This is a genomic window from Conexibacter sp. JCM 18997 (assembly GCF_055391915.1).
In genome coordinates this window covers 1,860,557-1,877,704 of sequence record NZ_AP043885.1, presented here as the reverse complement: position 1 = coordinate 1,877,704, position 17,148 = coordinate 1,860,557, and the positions used below count along the sequence as shown (strand labels likewise).

The following is a 17,148-nucleotide window of genomic DNA, read 5'->3' as shown; positions in this document are numbered from 1 at the left end:
ATGACCCATGTCCCGACGCCCACCCCGGGCAACCCGCTGAGCCTCGCCTGCGTGACCGACGGTTGGATCCACACCGCCGGGCAGGTCGGGATCCCGCTGAGCGGCGGCGACGCGCCGGCCGACTTCGAGGCGCAGGTCCGCGTGGCGATCGACAACCTCGAGCAGGTGCTGCAGCAGTCGGGCGGGTCGCTGGCCACGGTCAAGAAGTCGACGCTCTTCCTGGTCAACCGGGAGGACTTCGCCACGATGAACCGCGTCTACGCGGAGCGGTTCCCCGAGCCCTATCCGGCCCGGTCGACAGTCGTGTGCGACCTGGTCAAAGCCGACCTGCTGTTCGAGATCGAGGCCATCGCCCGTGTCGTCTGAGGCACCTTGGTCGGGCATCCTGCCCTCGCTGCCCACGCCGTTCGCTGCCGACGGTGGCGTCGACGCCGACGCGTTCGCCGAGATCGTCCGCTTCGCCGTGGCCGGTGGCGCGCACGGTCTGGTGTGCTTCGGGCTGGCGGGGGAGGTCAGCCGCCTGACCGTGGCCGAGCGCCAGCAGCTGCTGGAACGGGCGTTGACCGTCAGCGGCTCGGTGCCACTGCTGGTGGGCGCGGTGGCCGAGAACCTGCCGGACTCGCTTGCGCTGGCCCGGCACGCCGAGCGGGTGGGGGCGTCAGGCATCGTCATCCCGCCGCCCACCGCGAGTCGGCTGCGTGAGGCCGACATCGTGGAGTTCATGGTCGCCGTGGCCAACGCGGTCACGCTGCCGGCGATCGTGCAGGACGCGCCGGAGTACCTCGGCGTGGGGCTCTCGTCCGCGGGCGTGCGCGAGATCGCCCGCCGGGCGCCGAACGTGTGCGCGGTCAAGCTGGAGACCGGTCCGGAAGGCATCGAAGCGTGGCGCGCCGCCCTCGGCGAGGGCATCGCGGTGTTCGGCGGCAATGGCGGCCTGTACCTGCTCGACGCGCTGCGGGCCGGCGCCGCGGGCATCATGCCCGGAGTGGACACGGTGGACCTGCAGGTCTCGATCCACGCGCTGGAGCGCGACGGGCGAGCCGACGAAGCCGACGCGCAGTTCGCCCGGCTCCTGCCGATGCTGGTGTTCGAGATGCAGGACATCGAGCACTACAACCGCTGTGCGAAGTACGTGCTGCGCCGGCGCGGGGTCGCGGTGCGCCCGGAGCTGCGCCCGCCGGCGCCCGCCCCCTTGGATCCGCCGTCGACCGCCCGGCTGGACGCCCACGTTGCCCGGCTGGAGCTGGCGTGATCGTCGACGTTCACACCCATACGCCGACGCACCGCGAGACGGTGCCCGACGATGAGCGACTGGCGCACGGGTTGTGGCGACCCGACCGCGAGGTGGTGACGACGAACTCGTGGGCGGACTACGACGAGGCCGTCTCCGCGGCCGACGTCTCGATCGTCTTCAACATCGCTGTCGCAGACCCGCTGGCCGCGACCGGGATCCCCAACGACCCGGCGCGCATCAACGACAGCACGGCCGAGTTCGCCGCCGCCGATCCCACCCGTCGCATCGGCTTCCTGTCGGTCGACCCGAAGGCGCCCGGTGCGCTGGACGAGGTCGAGCGCAGTCGGGCCTTGGGGCTGCGGGGCATCAAGCTCGGACCCAACTACCAGCACTTCGATCCGCTCGATCCGGAGGCGCTCGCCCTCTACGCCTACGCCGAGGCCGCCGGCCTGCCGATCGTCTTTCACCAAGGCGCATCACCGGTGCGGGACGCACCGCTGCGGTACGCCCATCCGCTCGCCATGGACGAGATTGCCATACGCCACCCGGAACTGCGGGTGGTGATGGCGCACATGGGCCATCCGTGGCAGCGGGACACGATCGTCACCATCCGCAAGCACCCGCACGTCTACGCCGACGTGTCGGCGCTGCCCTATCGGCCGTGGTCGTTCTACGAATGTATGCGGCTGGCGGCGGAGTGGGGAGCGATGTCGAAGCTGCTGCTGGGCTCGGACTTCCCCATCGCGACACCGGGCGAGACGATCGACGCGCTGCGCCGGGTGAACGAGATCGTCGAGGGCACGCGCCTGCCACACGTCCCCGAGGATCAGATCGAGGCGCTGATCGCGCGCGACGCCCTCCAAGCCCTCGGTCTCGATCGGCCGGCGACCGCCTGATGGACGCCATCGTCTGGTACGGCGGGGCGGATCTCCGCCGCGAGACCGTCGCCGATCCGGTGCCGCAGCCCGGTCACGTCGTCGCGGATATCGCCCTTGCCGGTGTGTGCGGATCCGATCTCCACGCGATTCGTGGACATCACGGACCGCGTCGTCCTCCGCTGATCCTCGGCCATGAGTTCGTCGGCACGGTTCCGGGGCGCCCCGGACGCTTCGCGCCGTTCCCGCTGGTCGTGTGCGGAACGTGCGCCGCGTGCCGGCGCGGGGAGGAGAACCTGTGCGACAGCCGCGGGCTGATCGGGCTGGATCGGCCCGGGGTGTTCGCGCAGCGGGTCCTGGTCCGCGAGGACAGCCTGGTGGCCCTGCCCGAGGGCCTCACCGACGATCAGGCCGTGCTGACGGAGCCGCTGGCCACGCCGCTGGCCGCACTGCGGGCCGCGGGCCTGGCTGCGGGCGCGGCGATCGCGGTGATCGGCTGCGGCCCGATCGGTCTCCTGGCCATTCACGCGGCTCGGACGCTCGGTCTCGATGTCGTCGCGGTGGAGCCGTTGGAGGCGCGACGGCGGCTGGCGCCCAGCTTCGGCGCGCGGGAGGCACACGCCGACCCCGCGGCGATCGCGGATCGCGAGCTCGATCTCGTGCTTGACGCGGTGGGCATCGAGGCGACAGTGCAGGCGGGTGTGGCGGCAGTCCGGCGCGGTGGCACCGTGACGATTCTCGGGCTCGCCGCCGATACCGGGCTGATCGGGATCGCCGACCTTGTGCGCAGGGGCATCACGGTGCGCGGCCACTACGCCTACACACGGGCCGATTTCGAGGCCGCGGTTCAGCTCCTGGCCGACCATCCCGTCCAGGTGGACTGGCTGACTGCGGTGCCGCTCGCCGCGACGGCCGAAGGCATTCGACAGCTCGTCGCCCAGCCCGATTCAATCGCCAAGCTCGTGATCTCGATCGCGGGGACGGACGGGCAATGACGGTCCACCTGGCCACGCGGACGAACCTGCGGCACGAACAGCGCTGATCGGCAGAGGTTGTCCGACGGTCCGATGCGCCCGCCTCGGCCGACGGCGCGCACGTGGCCCATCGCGTGTGGCACAACAAGTCCTGCGGCGAGGTGCGTGACGCGACGTTCTCGGTCTACGGTCGGGCCGGCAGCCAGCGGGTCAGCCTCAGCGTCCACCACGAGCACGCCGCGAGGGGGACGCTGGACATCCGCCACAACGGCCACGTGGTGTGGCCCCGGTTCCTGACGCGACCGGCGGAGCACGGCTGCCGCGCTTCGTGCAGCAGGCGCGCTCGTTGTTCACCGCGTTTGCGCAGACCTGAGCGGGTACCTCGGCCCGATGGGTCGAATCATCCTCTCGTGCGCCGCGGTCCTCGTGCTGCTGGTGCCCTCGGTCGCGCAGGCCGTTCCCGGCGATCCCGTGCCCGCGCCGATCTCGCCCGCGGACGGCGCCACCGTCGCGGCCGGCGCGCGGGGCGTCGAGCTCGTCTTCACCTGTCCCAACTACCGGCAGTCGCCGGTGGGGGAGCCGGCGGACAGCATCGTGGGCTACGGCGTCCAGGTCTCCACCGACGCGAGCTTCGGCGGACCGGTCACCGGCACCACCGCGATCGAGCGGGGCCCCGCGGCCGGTCAGTGCACCGCGTTCGCGCAGGCGCTGGGCGGTGGTCCGCTGAGCGAGCCGGGGACCTACTACTGGCGGGTCACGCGGTTCTGCTTCTGCGAGGGCACCGACACCGAGCTTGGGGCGACCGCGTCGTTCACCGTTCAGGGAGCGCCGGCGCAGATGAAGGCGACCGGCCCGCGCCGGGCCTACGCGGGCTACACGACCCTCGTCAGCTTGCAGACCAACCTGCCCGACGGCCAGCCGGTCAGCCTCGAACGCAAGGCCGGCAGCGCGTGGAAGCCGGTGGGCGAGCCGGTCGCGGTGGCCAAGGGGCGCGCGTCCGCGCCGGTCGAGCTGGGGCGCGGATCGGCGCAGGTCCGCTGGGCGGCCCGCCGCGGCACCCAGGTCGATCATTCGGCGCCACTGACGATCACCGTCGCGGCCGCACGTGGCTTCTCCACCGGCTCCGCCGATGTCGGCTCCTACCAGGCCCAGGGCCAGGCCAACGTGCGCTTCCAGGTGACCGATTCCGGCCGCGAGATCCGCAACCTCAAGGCGCAGCTCACGGTCTACTGCATCGGCGGTCCGGACGTCACCAACAACCGCGTGGTCAGCGCCTTCACGACGGTCAAGCGCATCCGCATCGCCCCCGACGGCACGTTCTTCGCCGCCAGCACGGTCTCGGAGACCGACACGCTGGTGCGCGGCACGCTGCGCGGCGGTCGGGTCACCGGCGGCGTGGTCGAGCTGTCCTACCCGCTCTGCACGGGACGCCTGGACTTCACCGCGCGCAAGCGCTGACCCGGTCCGGGCCGCCGGTCACAGATCGAGCACGAGGTCGTCGTGGGGGCGCGAGCAGCAGATGAACGCGCTCCCGTCGGCGGGACGCTCGACCGGGTCCGGTTGGTAGTCCACCTGGCCCGCGATGACCGTCGTCTCGCAGGTCTGGCAGACGCCCGTGCGACAGGACCAGCGCACGGGCACGTCGCAGGCCTCGGCCAGATCGAGCAGCGTGCCGTAGTCGCTGGTCCAGGGAATCGTCAGGTCGCTGCGGGCGAAGGAGACGCTCGGGCCGTTGCCGGGCGGGCCGGCGGGCGGGTGGGGTGGTCGGGTCGGCGTCGCGGCGATGCCCGGCGTCTGGCCGGCCGCCGGCCCGAACGGCTCGGTGTGGATGTGCGACGCGCCGAGGCCGAGCGCGGCCAGCCCGGCGCTGATGTCGTCCATGAAGGCGCTCGGCCCGCAGATGTAGGCCTGGGCGTCGAGCGGCAGCTGCAGGTCGGCCAGCGCGGACGCGTCCAGGCGCCCCGGGCGGTCGAAGTCGCGGCCTTCGACGTCGTCCGGCCCCGGGCGGCTGAAGCAGACGCACGAGCGGGCGCTGGGGAGTGAGCCGAGGAGCGCGCGGGCCTCGGCGGCGAACGGGTGCTCGCGACCGTTGCGGGCGCCGTGCAGCCACCAGATCCGGCGGTCGGCGTGCTGACTGGCCAGCGTCTGGAGCATGGCCAGCACCGGGGTCGCGCCGATCCCGGCGCTGATCAGCAGAACCGGCGCCGGTGCGTCGTCGAGGATGAACGTGCCCCGGGGCGCGGCGATGTCGAGCTCGTCGCCGACCACCAGGCGGCTGCACAGGTATCCGCTGGCCACGCCGTCGGGTTCGCGCTTGACGCTGATGCGGTACCCGGGCGCTCCCGGCCGACCCGAGAGCGAGTAGTTGCGCAGCACCGCGCGGGCCTGGGGATCGGGCTGGACCCGCACCGTCAGGTACTGACCCGGTCGGGCCGCCGGCAGCGCCGCGCCGGACGGGTCGGCCAGGCCGATCGAGATCGCCGAATCGCTCTCGGGCGTGATCGCGGTGACCGTGAGCCGCCGGAAGCCCGCCCAAGCGGGCGGCGGGCTGGAGGAGGCCAGGCCGGCGTTGCCGGTCGCGCGCTCGTCCAGGAGCGCGCTGAACGAGCCCTGCCAGCCGGGGCTGAGCGCGGGGATGCGCAGCGCACGCTCCAGCTGCGCGCGCGGATGCCCGGGGAGGTAGAGCAGGCCGTCGATGTCGGCCACCGTCATCGCCTCCGGCCCCGGCGACAGCTTGTGGATGGCGTCGCCCGCCTGCACGTCGCCCTCCTGGAGGACGCGGAAGTAGAACCCGGGCCGGTGGTGGGAGACCAGCAGCGCGGGAATCCGCGGGTCGTTCAGGCGGAGGCCGACGCGGTAACAGGTCACGCGGGGCTGGGTGACCTCGAAGATCGCGCCGCCGATCGCGTAGCGGTCGCCGATGCACACCTCGTCGTCGGCCAGGCCCTCGACGGTGAGGTTCTCGCCGAACTGGCCCGGGGTGAGGTCGTCGCGCCCGAGCTCGCGCTCCCAGTAGCGGTAGGAGCCCATCTGGTAGACGAACACCGCGCGCTGCTCCCCGCCGTGTCCGCCCAGATCCCCCTGGCCGTCGCCGTCGATGTTCAGCCGCCGTACGCGGCGGGGGCCGGCCACCGGCTCCTTGAACACCCCCGTGAACACCGTCCGGCCCTCCCACGCGACGTCCCTGGGCAGGCCGACGTTCACCGACAGCAGGGTTCCGGCGGGCGACGGTTGCTGGGCGGCCACGGCCGCGCCATTGTCACCGCTGGGCGGCGCCGGCGCCAGAGGCGCGAGCTCCGCTTAATCACGGAATGTCATTTTTGCCGGCGAAGTGTGCGAAGATCGACGCATACCGGGTGAGGCGTGCTCGGGCCAGTCCTACTTCAAGGTGGCCGTCCGTGCTCGTCTCATCCTGTCGTCTCGTGGCCGCGCTCGGCTGCGCCCTGGCGATCGCCATCGCGGCCCCAACGGGCGCGACCGCAGACCCGATCGGCACCGTGACGGAGTTCTCGGCGGGCATCAGCGGCGGCAGCGAGCCCTACGACGTCGTGACCGGGCCGGACGGGAACCTGTGGTTCACCGAGCTCGGCGGGAACCGGATCGGGCGGATGACGCCGACCGGTGACGTCACGGAGTTCTCGATCGCCGCCGGCTTCGGCGTGCGCGGGATCATCGCGGCGACGGACGGGAACCTGTGGTTCGTCACCGACAACGGAACCGTCAGCCGGATCACCACGGCCGGCGTGCAGACGGCCTTCGACGCCACCGACGGAATGTTCGGGGCGGCCGATCCGTACATGCTGGCGGAGGGGTCCGACGGGAACCTGTGGTTCACCAACTGGGACTACACCCGGATCTCACAGATGACGCCGCTCGGCGCCGTGACGAGCAACAGCGCTGGCATCACCGGCCGGGTCTACGACATCGTGGCCGGACCGGACGGCAACCTGTGGTTCACCGAGCCGAGCGCCGGGACCAGCCGGATCGGACGGATCACCCCGGCCGGCGTCGTCACGCAGTTCCCCGTGACGCCGGGCAGCCGCCCGTACGGGATCACGGTGGGCCCCGACGGCAACCTGTGGTTCGCCCAGCGTGGCAACGACGCGATCGGGCGGATCACCCCGACCGGCACCGTGACCGAGTTCACCGCCGGCATCACGCCGGGCAGCACCCCGCTGGCCATCACCGCGGCGGCCGACGGCAACCTGTGGTTCACCGAGTTCGACGGAAACCGGATCGGGCGGATCACGCCGACCGGCACCGTGACGGAGTTCTCGGCCGGCCTGTCACCCGGCAGCGCGCCCTACGGGATCACGGCGGGACCGGACGGCCAGGTGTGGTTCACCGAGCGGGTCGGCAACCGCATCGGCCGGATCACCGCGACGGACCCGCCGCCGCCAGCACCGCCCGTCGGGGCCGGCGGTGACCCGTGCGCCGCGCCCGCGGTCGTCCGCTCGATCGCTCCCGCCTCCGGTCTGGGTGGCAGCGCGGTGACGATCAGCGGCAGCGGGCTGCACTGCGCGACCGGCGTGCTGTTCGGCGACACGCCCGCGTTGGGCTTCAGCGTCGACAGCGACCGCCAGATCACCGCCCGCGCGCCGCTGGCGCCGGCGGGCGATGTGGACGTCCGCGTGCTGTCGAAGGCCGGGGCCAGCGCCACCGGGCCGGGCGGCCGCTTCACCTTCACCACCGCGATCACGGCCATCGCCGCCGCCCCCGCCGACCAGCGCGTGCCCGTCTGCCCCCGCGTGCCGACGCTCACCGGCTACACCCTTGCGCAGGCCCGGCGCGCGCTGGCCGGCGACCGCTGCGCCGGGCGGCTGCGCGTCGACGGGAAACGCGCCCGCCGCGGCCACCGCCGAATCACCAGCCAGACGCCCAAGCCGGGCACGCCGCTGTACGCGGGCGACCCCGGCCCGGCCGTTCGCTTCGGCTGACCGGGGACGCCCGCGGCGGCGACGTCAGCCGACGCGGATGAGCTTCTTGTTGACGAACTCGTCGGCGCCGAAGCGGCCGAGCTCGCGGCCGAAGCCCGAGCGCTTGACGCCGCCGAACGGGAGCTCGACGCCGTCCGCGCCCACGACGTTGACGAAGACCATGCCGGCCTCGATGCGGTCGGCCACGCGCAGCGCCTGGTCGGGGTCGTTGGTGAACACGTAGGAGCCCAGGCCGTACTCGGTGTCGTTGGCCAGCGTGATCGCCTCCGCCTCGGAGCCGACCTTGTAGACCGACGCCACCGGTCCGAAGAACTCCTCGCGGTAGGCGTCGTTGTCCGGCGCGATGTCGGTCAGGACCGTGGTCTGGAAGAAGTTGCCCTCGCGCCCGCCGCCGGCCACGACCGTGGCGCCCTGCGCGGCCGCGCGCTTGACCTGGTCGTCCAGGCGATCGGCCGCCGCGGTCGAGGACAGCGGGCCGATGGTCGTGTCCGCCGAGCGCGGGTCGCCGGGCTGGGTCTCGGTGAGCGCGGCGGTGAACTTCTCCAGGAACGGCTCGTACAACTCGTCGACGACGATGAAGCGCTTGGCCGCGTTGCAGGCCTGGCCGGTGTTCTCCAGGCGCCCGCCGACGGCGGCCTCGACGACCGCGTCCATGTCGTCGGTGCCCAGCACGATGAACGGGTCCGACCCGCCCAGCTCGAGCACGACCTTCTTCAGGTTGCGCCCGGCGATCTCCGCGACCGCTGCGCCGGCGCGGCCCGATCCGGTCAGCGAGACGCCCTGGACGCGGCGGTCGGCGATCACCTCGGCGATCTGGTCGTTCGTCGCGCGGATGTTGATGTAGGCGTCGGCCAGCACGCCGGCGTCGTGGAAGATCTGCTCCATCGCCTCGGCCGACTCCGGGCACTGCGGCGCGTGCTTCAGCAGGATCGTGTTGCCGATGACCAGGTTCGGGCCGGCGAAGCGGGCCACCTGGTAGTAGGGGTAGTTCCAGGGCATGATCCCCAGCAGCACGCCGACCGACGTGCGCCGCACGAAGGCCGAGCCGTCGCCGTCGAGCAGGTCGATCGGCTCGTCGGCCAGCAGCGACACCGCGTTGTCGGCGTAGTACTCGTAGATCGCCGCGCTGAAGTCGACCTCGCCGAGCGCTTGCTCGATCGGCTTGCCCATCTCGCGGACGATGATCTCGGCCAGCTCCTGGCGGCGCTCGACGTGCAGCTCGCCGACGCGCCGGACCAGCGCGGCCCGGTCCTGCACGGACGTGTCGCGGCCCCACGGCTCATGGGCCGCATAGGCCCGCCCGATCGCCCCGTCGAGGTCGCCGTCGCTGATCGTCGGATAGGTCTTGATCGTCTCGCCGGTGGCCGGGTCGACGACTGCGTAGTCAGCCAAGGTGCTCTCCCGTTTCGCTCGTCTGGGGCGTCTTGCGTCCAAGCATCACAGATGACCGGTTGCCCGGTGGCGTCGACGACTACCCGTCGGCCAGCACGGTGGCCAGCCCGCTGCGTCCCGGGATGGCCAGCTTGCGGTAGCTGGCGGTCAGGTGCGTCTCGACCGTCTTCTCGGTCACGAAGAGCGCCTGCGCGATGTCCCGGTTCGTGGCACCCGCCGCGGCCATGCGGGCGGTGCGCGCCTCGGCCGGGGTGAGGGCCTCGGCGCCCGTGCGCTCGGGGCGGCGCGGACGGGCGCCGGCGGCGACGAGCGCGACGCGGGCGTCCTTGGCCACCCGGATCGCCCCGTTGCGCCAGGCCACGTCGAGCGCCTCGCGCAGGGTGTCGCGGGCATGCAGGTTGTCGCCCGCGACGCTCATCCGCAGGCCGAGGTCCAGCAGGAGCGGTGCCTGGCGCGAGGCGGCCGGCGTGCCGTCCAGCAGGCCGATGCCCTCGCGCAGCAGTGCCTGCGCCGCGCTGTCGTCGGTCGTCGCACGGGCCTGGGCCCACAGGGCCTGCGCCACGGCGCGCGGGCTGCCGAACGCGCGCGCCTGCGCCACCTCACGGGTCGCGAGCTCGAGCGCCAGCGCGTGCTCGCCGGCGGCGTGGGCGGCGAACGCCGCGTAGGTCCGCCATTGCGTGGCGGCGACGCTCACCGATCCCGCCGAGGTCACGCGCGCGCCGGCCTCCATCAACACCGTCAGGGCCTCGGCGGGGCGACCGCGGACGGTCAGCGAGATGCCGCGGGCGGTCAGGAACGCGTCGCAGAACGGGGTGTCGGCCATCTCGAGGTCGTGCTCCAGCGGTGCGTCCAGGCGCGCCGCGGCGGTGGCGTCGTCGTCGCGCTCGATGGCGATCAGCCCGTGAACCGTCTCGGCCAGCATCGCCGGGATCGCCGCGGGCCGGCCCGGCGCCTCGTCGATGGCCAGGAGCGCCTCCTCGGCCTCGTGCAGCGCGCCCCGGCGCCAGCGCGACAGGGCGTGCCAGGCCGACACCATGCAGACCGTCAGGATGTCGCCCCGGGCGCGGGCGCCGGCGATCACCGCGCTGGCGGTCTCCTCGACCTCGGCGAACGCGTCGGCGAAGACCATCGCGGCCAGCGGCACCGCTTGGGCGGGCGTGAGCAGCGGAGCCAGCGGGGCGCCGGCCGGCGACGCAGCGGTGGCGCGGGCCAGGACGCCCTCCCGGGGCGCGCCGAGCATCGCGTCGCGCAACGCGAGCACGCCGAGCGTGAGCGGCGCCGGAACCCCGTCGGCGCCGGACGGCGCCGCCTCGATGTCGGCGAGCACGGCCACGGCCTCGCGCGTGCGCGAGGTGCAGCAGAGCATCGCGGCCGCGGTCTCCAGGCGCGCGAGCGCCAGCGCGGCCGGGTTCGCGTCGGGTGCGGCGGCGACCGCGGCCTCGAGCGTCTGGAACCCCTCCGACCAACGGCCCGTGAAGGTCAGCGCGTGCCCGCTGAGCGTCCCGGCCAGCAGGCGCATGTCGGGCCAGGCGGCGACCTGCGCGGCCGCCTGGAGCCGGCCGGCGGCGTCCGGTTGGCCGACCGCCATCTCGGCCAGCCCGAGCGCGAACAGCACCTCGGCGCGGCGCTCGGCCGCCGGCGGCTCGGCCAGCGCCCGGCGCAGATGGACGACCGCCACCTCGGGCGATCCCCGACGGGTCGCGGCGGCCGCGGCGCCCAGCAGCGCGTCGACCGCGCCCGGGTCGCCGACGCCGGAGATGTGCTGCAGGTGGGCGGCGGCCCGTTCCAGCTCGCCGGCCTGGATCGCCGTCGAGGCGGCGACGCGGTGCAGCGCCACGCGGTCGGCCACGGGCAGCCCGTCCAGCACCGCCGCGCGCACGAGCGGATGGGTGAACACCGGGACCGGCCAGCCCTCGACGATCCCGGCGGCCTCCAGCGCTGATCCGCCGGCCTGCACGTCGTCGGGGCTGAGCGCGTCGGCGACCAGCGCGTGGGCCTCGGAGGCCGGGCGGCCGTCGCCCAGGACGGCCAGCGCGCGGGCCACGGGCTCGGCCGCGCCGGGCAGCTCGCGCAGCCGCGCGCTGATTCGGGGCTCGAGCTCGGGCGCGCCCAGCGCGACGACCCGGTCGGCCGCCTCGTCCAGCGGCAGGATCCCCTCACGCTCCAGCGCCGTGGCCAGCGCGGTGACCAGGAAGGGCGTTCCGCCCGTGGTCTCGTAGGTCGACGCGACGAACCGGGCCTGCGCCGGGCAGCCCAGCCGCTCGGTCAGGACCCGATCGATGCCCGCCGCGGTGAGGCGACGGGGCCGCAGCCGGCGGGTGCGCGCCCGCACCTCGGCGCCCGCGTCGGGATAGGACCACTCCGACAGCGGCCGGGCGGCGGTCAGGACGAGCAGCGGCAGGTCCGGGGCGTGGGCGGCGAGCGCGCCGAGCGCTCGCAGCGACGGCGCGTCGGCCCACTGCACGTCGTCGGCGACGAGCAGGAGCGGCCCGTGCTCCTCGGTCAGCGCCGTGACCACCCAGACGACGCCGTGCACGGCGGCGAACCCCGACTCCATCGGGGAGGCGTGGGTCGGGTTGCTGTCGATCAGCGCCGGCTCGGCCAGCGCGCCGGCACCGGTCAGCAGGCGGGCCCGCCGCTCGTCGCCGGCGTCCACGAGCGTGGGGCCGAGCAGATGGCGGATCAGGCCGAAGGCGACGCCCGTCTCCATCGTCGTCGCCGGGGCGCTCAGCACGCGGACCCCGGCGCTGCGGGCCAGCGCCCGCCCGGCGGACAGCAGCGAGGTCTTGCCGATGCCCGCCTCGCCCTCCACCAGCAGGGCGGCTCCGGCGCCATCGCGCACGCTGGCGATCGCCTCCGTCAGCACGGCGAGCTCCCGGTCGCGCTCGATCAGCTCGGCCATGCACCCTGCAGCCTAAAGCGCGGCTCGACGCCGCGCCGCGCTCCCGGGTCGCCGCCTCAGACGCCGACGGTGAGGTTGGCCACGTAGCCCTTGGCCACGCTGCCGGTCATCGTGGCCAGCTGGTGGATCGCCTTGTCGTCGCTGAACACGTTGTCGGTGGACAGCGAGGTCTGCGCGAGGTTGCGCAGGCTGCCGGTGTAGCCGCTGGTCGCGTAGACCTTCTTGCAGACCGCCTCGGGCAGCGCGAGCTGCGACGTCTTGACGATCGGGCCGTTGGAGACGGCCTTGGTCACCGAGGCGTAGACCTCGAAGTGGATGTGCGGCCAGCGGCCGGAGTAGGCGGCGGGGAAGATCGTGTCGAACCACGCCGTGCCGTCGCCGTCGGTCTTGGCGATGCCGCGCAGGTAGTTCTCGTCCTCGGCGCCGGCGGAGTACATCGAGTACCGGCCCTCGCGGTCGCAGTGCCAGATGTAGACGGCCGCGCCGGCCATCGGCGCGTAGCCCTTGGCGGCGTCGGTGACGGTCAGGTTGACCCGCAGCGGCACGCCCTTGGCCAGCGTGCGGCTGCTGCCGAAGCTGCGGCGGATGTCGTGGCGGACGATGCCCGAGTCGTCCAGGACGTCGGGGCCGTTGGAGCCGTCGCCCGGGTACGGGCCGGCGGTCTCGGTGGGCACCGCGGCGGTCGGCGTCGCCGCCAGCGCGCGCGAGGCGCCCAGCGTGGTCAGGATCGCGGCCGCGCCGCCCGTGCCGAAGATCCGCAGCGCGTCGCGGCGCGTGGCGAGCTTGACGAGATCCTCGTGCAGGCCCTCGCCGTGGTCGTGATGGTCGTGTCCCATGACGGCAGGATCACATCCCTTCCTGGGAGGAGGCTGGGACCGCTCAGGCCACGCGCACGCGCGGCCTGGGGACGTCCGGTGTGGAGACCTGCTCCATCGCCGCGTGGCTGAGGAGCCAGCCGTGCTCCGATCGCCACAGGTCGCCCTGACGGGCGAGCTCGCCCAGCGCCGTGGAGACGGCCGGGCGCGAGGCGGCGACGAGCGAGGCGATCGTCTCGTGGGTGAGGGGGAGGGGGACGAGCACGCCCGCCGGGGTCACGCGGCCCAGGCGCTGCGCGATGCGCCAGAAGGTCATCAGCAACCGGTCGTCGATGCGCGGCATCCGGGCGATCGAGACCTGGAGCGCGGCGCGGTTGGCCAACAGGTCCTTGCGCTTGCACAGCTCGATCAGCAGCGACGGCCACCGGCCGGCGAGCGAGACGAAGCGGCGGTCGAGCGGGACGACGCTGGCCGGGGTCAGGACGGTCCAGCGCGTCTGCATCGCGCTCGGCGTCGTCAGCTCGCCATCGGCCCAGGGCCGCAGCACGTCGCGTGGTCCGAACAGCTGGCCCGTGGTGCGCCCCTCGACGATCGTCGTGCGCAGGATGACCCCGCGCGTCAGCAGCACGCCGAGGCCGTCGCTGTCGCACGCCGGTGCGCGGGTGCGCCAGCGACCGGGTTCGAGGTCGACCTGCACAACGACGAGCGGCCGCCCTGCCGCCAGCCGCTCGGCGGGCGACAGCGCGTCGGCGAGGTCAGGATCGGCTTGCAGGAGGTCTATGCGGTTCATCAAGTCCCGTCTCCTTCGAGTGAGCGGGGTACCCCTTCAAAGGCTTAGCGCACAGAACCTGCTGCGCGGATGCTTTCGGGGTCCGTCGCCGGACACGCCGGGCCGAACCAGGTGGTGAGCGCGTCGACGAGCCCCGCGTCGGTGCCGTCCCCGACCCAGGCGACGTAGCCGTCGGGTCGGACCAGCACGGCGGCGGGCGCGCTGACCGGCCCGAGCACCGGCAGGTCCCAGGCGCCGTCGTAGCTGGCCTCGACCAGCTGCACGCGATCGGACCACTCCGACAGCTCCAGCGCGCCGGGCGCGCCGAGGTTGAGCAGCACCGGTCGCGCGCGGTGCAGCAGGGCGTAGACGCGCAGCGGGCCGTCCGCGCCGACCAGGTCGAGATCGGGCATGCGGCGCCCGAGCAGCGGATGCCCGTCGCCCAGGTCGTAGTGGATGTCCAGCCCGGAGATGAGCCCGGCGATCAGCTTGCGCGGCTCGTCCATGAGCGAGATCTCCGAGACCACGTCGACCAGCGCCTTCATCCGGTCGTCGCGGCGCTGGAGCGACGCCTGGGCCATCGTGTGCTGCAGCGCGCGGGTGGCGACCGGATGCCGTTCGTCCTGGTAGGTGTCCAGGAGGCGGTCCGGCGCGGTCCCGTGGACCACCTGTGCGAGCTTCCAGCCCAGGTTCACCGCGTCCTGCAGCCCGAGGCTCAGGCCCTGCCCGCCGGCCGGGTAGTGGATGTGGGCGGCGTCGCCGGCCAGGAACACGCGGCCGGCCCGGTAGGCGGCGGCCTGACGGGTGGCATCGGTGAACCGCGAGATCCACGTTGGCGTGTGGACGCCGAAGTCGGTGCCGTAGACGGCGATCAGCGCCGCGCTCAGATCGTCCAACGTCGGCTCGGTGGCGGGCCCGAGCTGCTGCTCGGTCAGGATCACCCGCACCGTCCGTCCGTCCTCCAGCAGGTTCAGCCCGTGGACGCCGGTCGCGTCGTGGCGGATCCCCGCCGGCGGATCCTCGGTCAGCTCGACCTCGGCGATCAGGTTGCTGCGCGTCGCGTCCCAGCCGGGGAAGTCGATGCCGGCCGCCTTGCGGATCAGGCTGCGCCCGCCGTCGCACCCGACCAGGTAGCGCGTGCGCAGCGTGTCGCCGTCGGCCAGGTCGACGATGACACCGGACGCGTCCTGCGCGAAGGCGGTCACCTCGCGCCCGTAGTAGATCGCCACCGGCAGCTCCGCGATCCAGGCGGCCATGATCCGCTCGATCTTGTTCTGCCAGATCCCGAGCGCGTACGGATGCCGCGTGGGGAAGTCGCTCATGTCGAGCACGGTCGTGCCGAACATCGCGGCCTGCGCCACCTGGCCCTCGGCCAGGAACCGGTCCACGACGCCGCGCTGGTCGAGGATCTCGATCGTGCGCGCGTGGAAGCCGCCGGCCCGCGAGCCCACCAGCACGTGGTCGGGACGCCGCTCGACGACCGCGACGTCGACGCCGGCCAGCGCCAGTTCCGCGGCCAGCATCATCCCCGCCGGGCCGCCTCCGACGATCGTCACTGCATGCGAGAACTGCTGGGCCATAACGCGCCTCCGCCTGGTGGATTGCAACCTGCGGCGGGCGATTATGGGGGACCCGTCAAGACCTCATGAGGGCGCTCGATCCGGTATACATTGGGTGTGGAGAGAGTGGGCCACGCCGGGAGGCGAAGGCCCCCTGGCGGCGTCTAGGTGATTCAGGCGCTCTCGTAGAGCCGGGTCATCACGAACTCGCGGTGGCCCAGCACCTCGGCGGCGGTCAGGCGGCCGTTGATCGTGCGGCGGATGTTGTCGAGCAGGAGCTCGTGGGCGCCGGCCAGCGTGAGGTCGCGGCGCAATAGCCCGGTCACGTCGACGTCGATGTGCTCCGCCATCGTGGCCACCGTGTTCGGGTTGCCCGAGATCTTGATGACCGGCTCGATCGGGTTGCCGATGATGTTGCCCTGGCCGGTGGGGAACAGGTGCAGCGCGGCACCGCCCGCGGCCATCAGCGTGATGTGCTCGGCGGCGGCCGACGAGGAGTCCATGAAGTGCAGGCCCGGGGTCCCGTCCGGGCGCTCGGCCTTGTCGAGCACCCCGACGACCGGCACGCTGCCGGTCTTCTCGATGTTGCCGAGCGCCTTCTCCTCGATCGTGGTCAGGCCGCCGGCGATGTTGCCCTGCGTCGGCTGTGAGCCGAGCAGGTCGACGCCCTGGGACTCGATGAAGCCGACGTAGCGGCCGTACATCTCCAGGAACGCCTCGCGCAGCGCTGGTGTGGCCATGCGGTCGGCGATCAGGTGCTCGCCGCCGGTCAGCTCGGAGGTCTCCCCGAACAGGACGGTACCGCCCAGGCCCACGTGGTGGTCGACGAACGCGCCGACCGTCGGACACGAGGCCAGGCCGGTCGTGGTGTCCGACTCGCCGCACTTGAGCGAGACCATGACCTCCTCGAGGGCGATCGGCTCGCGCCGCAGCTCGGACGCATCCTGCAGGAACTCGGCGGCCGCCCAGGACGCGCGGCGCACGGTCTCCAGGTCGCCGAAGCCCTCGATGGCGAACCAGGCCACGGGCTTGCCCGTCTGCGCGATGCCGTCGGCGATCTTCTTCGTCCAGTTCTCCTCGATGCCGATCACCACCGTGGCGGCCACGTTGGGGTTGGCGCCCGTGCCGATCATCGTCCGGAAGTGCAGGTCCAGATCGCGCCCGTACTGCAGTCGGCCGTAGGCGTGGGGGAGGGCGAGCGTGCCCTTGATCTGGTTGGCCACCGCCTCGCAGGCGGCGTTGGAGATGTCGTCGACCGGCAGGATCACGACGTGGTTGCGCACGCCGACCGCGCCGTTGGCGCGCCGGTAGCCGAACAGGTCTTCGGGGCTCACCATCGGGCGCTCCGCAGGTTGTGGGTGTGGACGTAGTCGCCGACGGCCAGGCCGTCGTCGCTGAGCCCGATCGGGATGCCGTACTTGAGGACGGTGCCGCCGGGCGGGACGTCCTCGATGGCCAGCTTGTGGCCGAGCGGAACGTCGCCGAGGGCGGTGATCTCGACGGTCGAGTCGTCGGCCATCACCACGCCGATGACGGTCTCGCCGGCGGTGATCGGCTCGGTGGCCACGCCGACGTGGTCGCCGGAGCGGTGGATCAGGAACTTGTGCGCCACGGGCCTCCTCTCGGTCTGTTGTCGTTGTGTTGCTTCTGGCCTACCAGTATGACCTGTGGTATACCATACTGACTAGGTC

14 protein-coding genes are annotated in these 17,148 nt (G+C 73.0%); 6 read left to right on the top strand and 8 right to left on the bottom strand.

Annotated elements, in window-relative coordinates; genetic code table 11:
- The 5 genes from ACZ5UI_RS09725 to ACZ5UI_RS09705 all read left to right on the top strand — a co-directional run bounded on the left by ACZ5UI_RS09725 (position 1) and on the right by ACZ5UI_RS09705 (position 4,541).
- Positions 1-366: a RidA family protein gene (locus tag ACZ5UI_RS09725; RefSeq protein ID WP_464196689.1), complete on the top strand. Its 366-nt coding sequence runs from the start codon at positions 1-3 to the stop codon at positions 364-366.
- Positions 356-1,252, top strand: coding sequence for a dihydrodipicolinate synthase family protein (locus ACZ5UI_RS09720; protein WP_464196687.1), 897 nt, complete (start codon positions 356-358; stop codon positions 1,250-1,252). Before ACZ5UI_RS09725 ends, ACZ5UI_RS09720 begins: the two co-directional genes overlap by 11 nt.
- Positions 1,249-2,130 carry an amidohydrolase family protein gene (locus ACZ5UI_RS09715; RefSeq protein WP_464196685.1) on the top strand — a complete coding sequence of 294 codons (882 nt, stop codon included), beginning with the start codon at positions 1,249-1,251 and terminating at the stop codon, positions 2,128-2,130. Before ACZ5UI_RS09720 ends, ACZ5UI_RS09715 begins: the two co-directional genes overlap by 4 nt.
- A complete protein-coding gene (locus tag ACZ5UI_RS09710) occupies positions 2,130-3,104 on the top strand; it encodes a zinc-dependent alcohol dehydrogenase (RefSeq protein ID WP_464196683.1) in 975 nt (324 codons plus the stop codon). The genes ACZ5UI_RS09715 and ACZ5UI_RS09710 overlap by 1 nt, the downstream gene beginning before the upstream one ends.
- A 369-nt stretch (positions 3,105-3,473) precedes the next feature.
- Positions 3,474-4,541, top strand: coding sequence for a hypothetical protein (locus ACZ5UI_RS09705; RefSeq protein ID WP_464196681.1), 1,068 nt, complete (start codon positions 3,474-3,476; stop codon positions 4,539-4,541).
- 18 nt (positions 4,542-4,559) lie between these two features.
- Here ACZ5UI_RS09705 and ACZ5UI_RS09700 read toward each other — a convergent pair whose 3' ends face one another.
- Entirely contained in the window at positions 4,560-6,329 is a 1,770-nt protein-coding gene (locus tag ACZ5UI_RS09700) for an MOSC domain-containing protein (RefSeq protein WP_464196679.1), read from the bottom strand.
- A gap of 152 nt (positions 6,330-6,481) precedes the next feature.
- On the opposite strand from ACZ5UI_RS09700, the gene ACZ5UI_RS09695 reads away from it, so the two are divergent.
- Positions 6,482-8,020, top strand: coding sequence for a virginiamycin B lyase family protein (locus ACZ5UI_RS09695; protein WP_464196677.1), 1,539 nt, complete (start codon positions 6,482-6,484; stop codon positions 8,018-8,020).
- Between the two features lie 24 nt (positions 8,021-8,044).
- Here the strand turns inward: ACZ5UI_RS09695 and ACZ5UI_RS09690 are convergent, their stop codons facing one another.
- The 7 genes from ACZ5UI_RS09690 to ACZ5UI_RS09660 form a co-directional block, all read right to left on the bottom strand.
- Positions 8,045-9,412, bottom strand: coding sequence for an NAD-dependent succinate-semialdehyde dehydrogenase (locus tag ACZ5UI_RS09690; protein ID WP_464196675.1), 1,368 nt, complete (start codon positions 9,410-9,412; stop codon positions 8,045-8,047).
- A 79-nt stretch (positions 9,413-9,491) separates the two neighbouring features.
- Positions 9,492-12,314: a helix-turn-helix transcriptional regulator gene (locus ACZ5UI_RS09685; protein WP_464196673.1), complete on the bottom strand. Its 2,823-nt coding sequence runs from the start codon at positions 12,312-12,314 to the stop codon at positions 9,492-9,494.
- A gap of 56 nt (positions 12,315-12,370) precedes the next feature.
- Positions 12,371-13,150, bottom strand: a complete 780-nt coding sequence (locus ACZ5UI_RS09680; RefSeq protein WP_464196671.1) for an intradiol ring-cleavage dioxygenase — start codon at positions 13,148-13,150, stop codon at positions 12,371-12,373.
- A gap of 43 nt (positions 13,151-13,193) precedes the next feature.
- Positions 13,194-13,919: a helix-turn-helix domain-containing protein gene (locus tag ACZ5UI_RS09675; RefSeq protein WP_464196669.1), complete on the bottom strand. Its 726-nt coding sequence runs from the start codon at positions 13,917-13,919 to the stop codon at positions 13,194-13,196.
- Between the two features lie 44 nt (positions 13,920-13,963).
- Positions 13,964-15,478 carry an FAD-dependent monooxygenase gene (locus tag ACZ5UI_RS09670; protein ID WP_464196667.1) on the bottom strand — a complete coding sequence of 505 codons (1,515 nt, stop codon included), beginning with the start codon at positions 15,476-15,478 and terminating at the stop codon, positions 13,964-13,966.
- A gap of 152 nt (positions 15,479-15,630) precedes the next feature.
- The gene (locus tag ACZ5UI_RS09665; protein ID WP_464196665.1) at positions 15,631-16,794 is read right to left on the bottom strand and encodes a UxaA family hydrolase; all 1,164 of its coding nucleotides are present in this window, start codon (positions 16,792-16,794) and stop codon (positions 15,631-15,633) included.
- Positions 16,788-17,069 (bottom strand): UxaA family hydrolase, encoded by a 282-nt coding sequence (locus ACZ5UI_RS09660; RefSeq protein WP_464196663.1) that lies wholly within the window; start codon positions 17,067-17,069, stop codon positions 16,788-16,790. The genes ACZ5UI_RS09665 and ACZ5UI_RS09660 overlap by 7 nt, the downstream gene beginning before the upstream one ends.
- Between the last annotated feature and the right edge of the window lie 79 nt (positions 17,070-17,148).

What these genes read in the sequence shown, in the direction of transcription:
- ACZ5UI_RS09710 (WP_464196683.1), top strand. Translation starts at nt 2,130, where the DNA reads ATGGACGCCATCGTCTGGTACGGCGGGGCGGATCTCCGCCGCGAGACC.
- ACZ5UI_RS09665 (WP_464196665.1), bottom strand. Translation starts at nt 16,794, where the DNA reads ATGGTGAGCCCCGAAGACCTGTTCGGCTACCGGCGCGCCAACGGCGCG.
- ACZ5UI_RS09680 (WP_464196671.1), bottom strand. Translation starts at nt 13,150, where the DNA reads ATGGGACACGACCATCACGACCACGGCGAGGGCCTGCACGAGGATCTC.
- ACZ5UI_RS09685 (WP_464196673.1), bottom strand. Translation starts at nt 12,314, where the DNA reads ATGGCCGAGCTGATCGAGCGCGACCGGGAGCTCGCCGTGCTGACGGAG.
- ACZ5UI_RS09675 (WP_464196669.1), bottom strand. Translation starts at nt 13,919, where the DNA reads ATGAACCGCATAGACCTCCTGCAAGCCGATCCTGACCTCGCCGACGCG.
- ACZ5UI_RS09670 (WP_464196667.1), bottom strand. Translation starts at nt 15,478, where the DNA reads ATGGCCCAGCAGTTCTCGCATGCAGTGACGATCGTCGGAGGCGGCCCG.
- ACZ5UI_RS09725 (WP_464196689.1), top strand. Translation starts at nt 1, where the DNA reads ATGACCCATGTCCCGACGCCCACCCCGGGCAACCCGCTGAGCCTCGCC.
- ACZ5UI_RS09705 (WP_464196681.1), top strand. Translation starts at nt 3,474, where the DNA reads ATGGGTCGAATCATCCTCTCGTGCGCCGCGGTCCTCGTGCTGCTGGTG.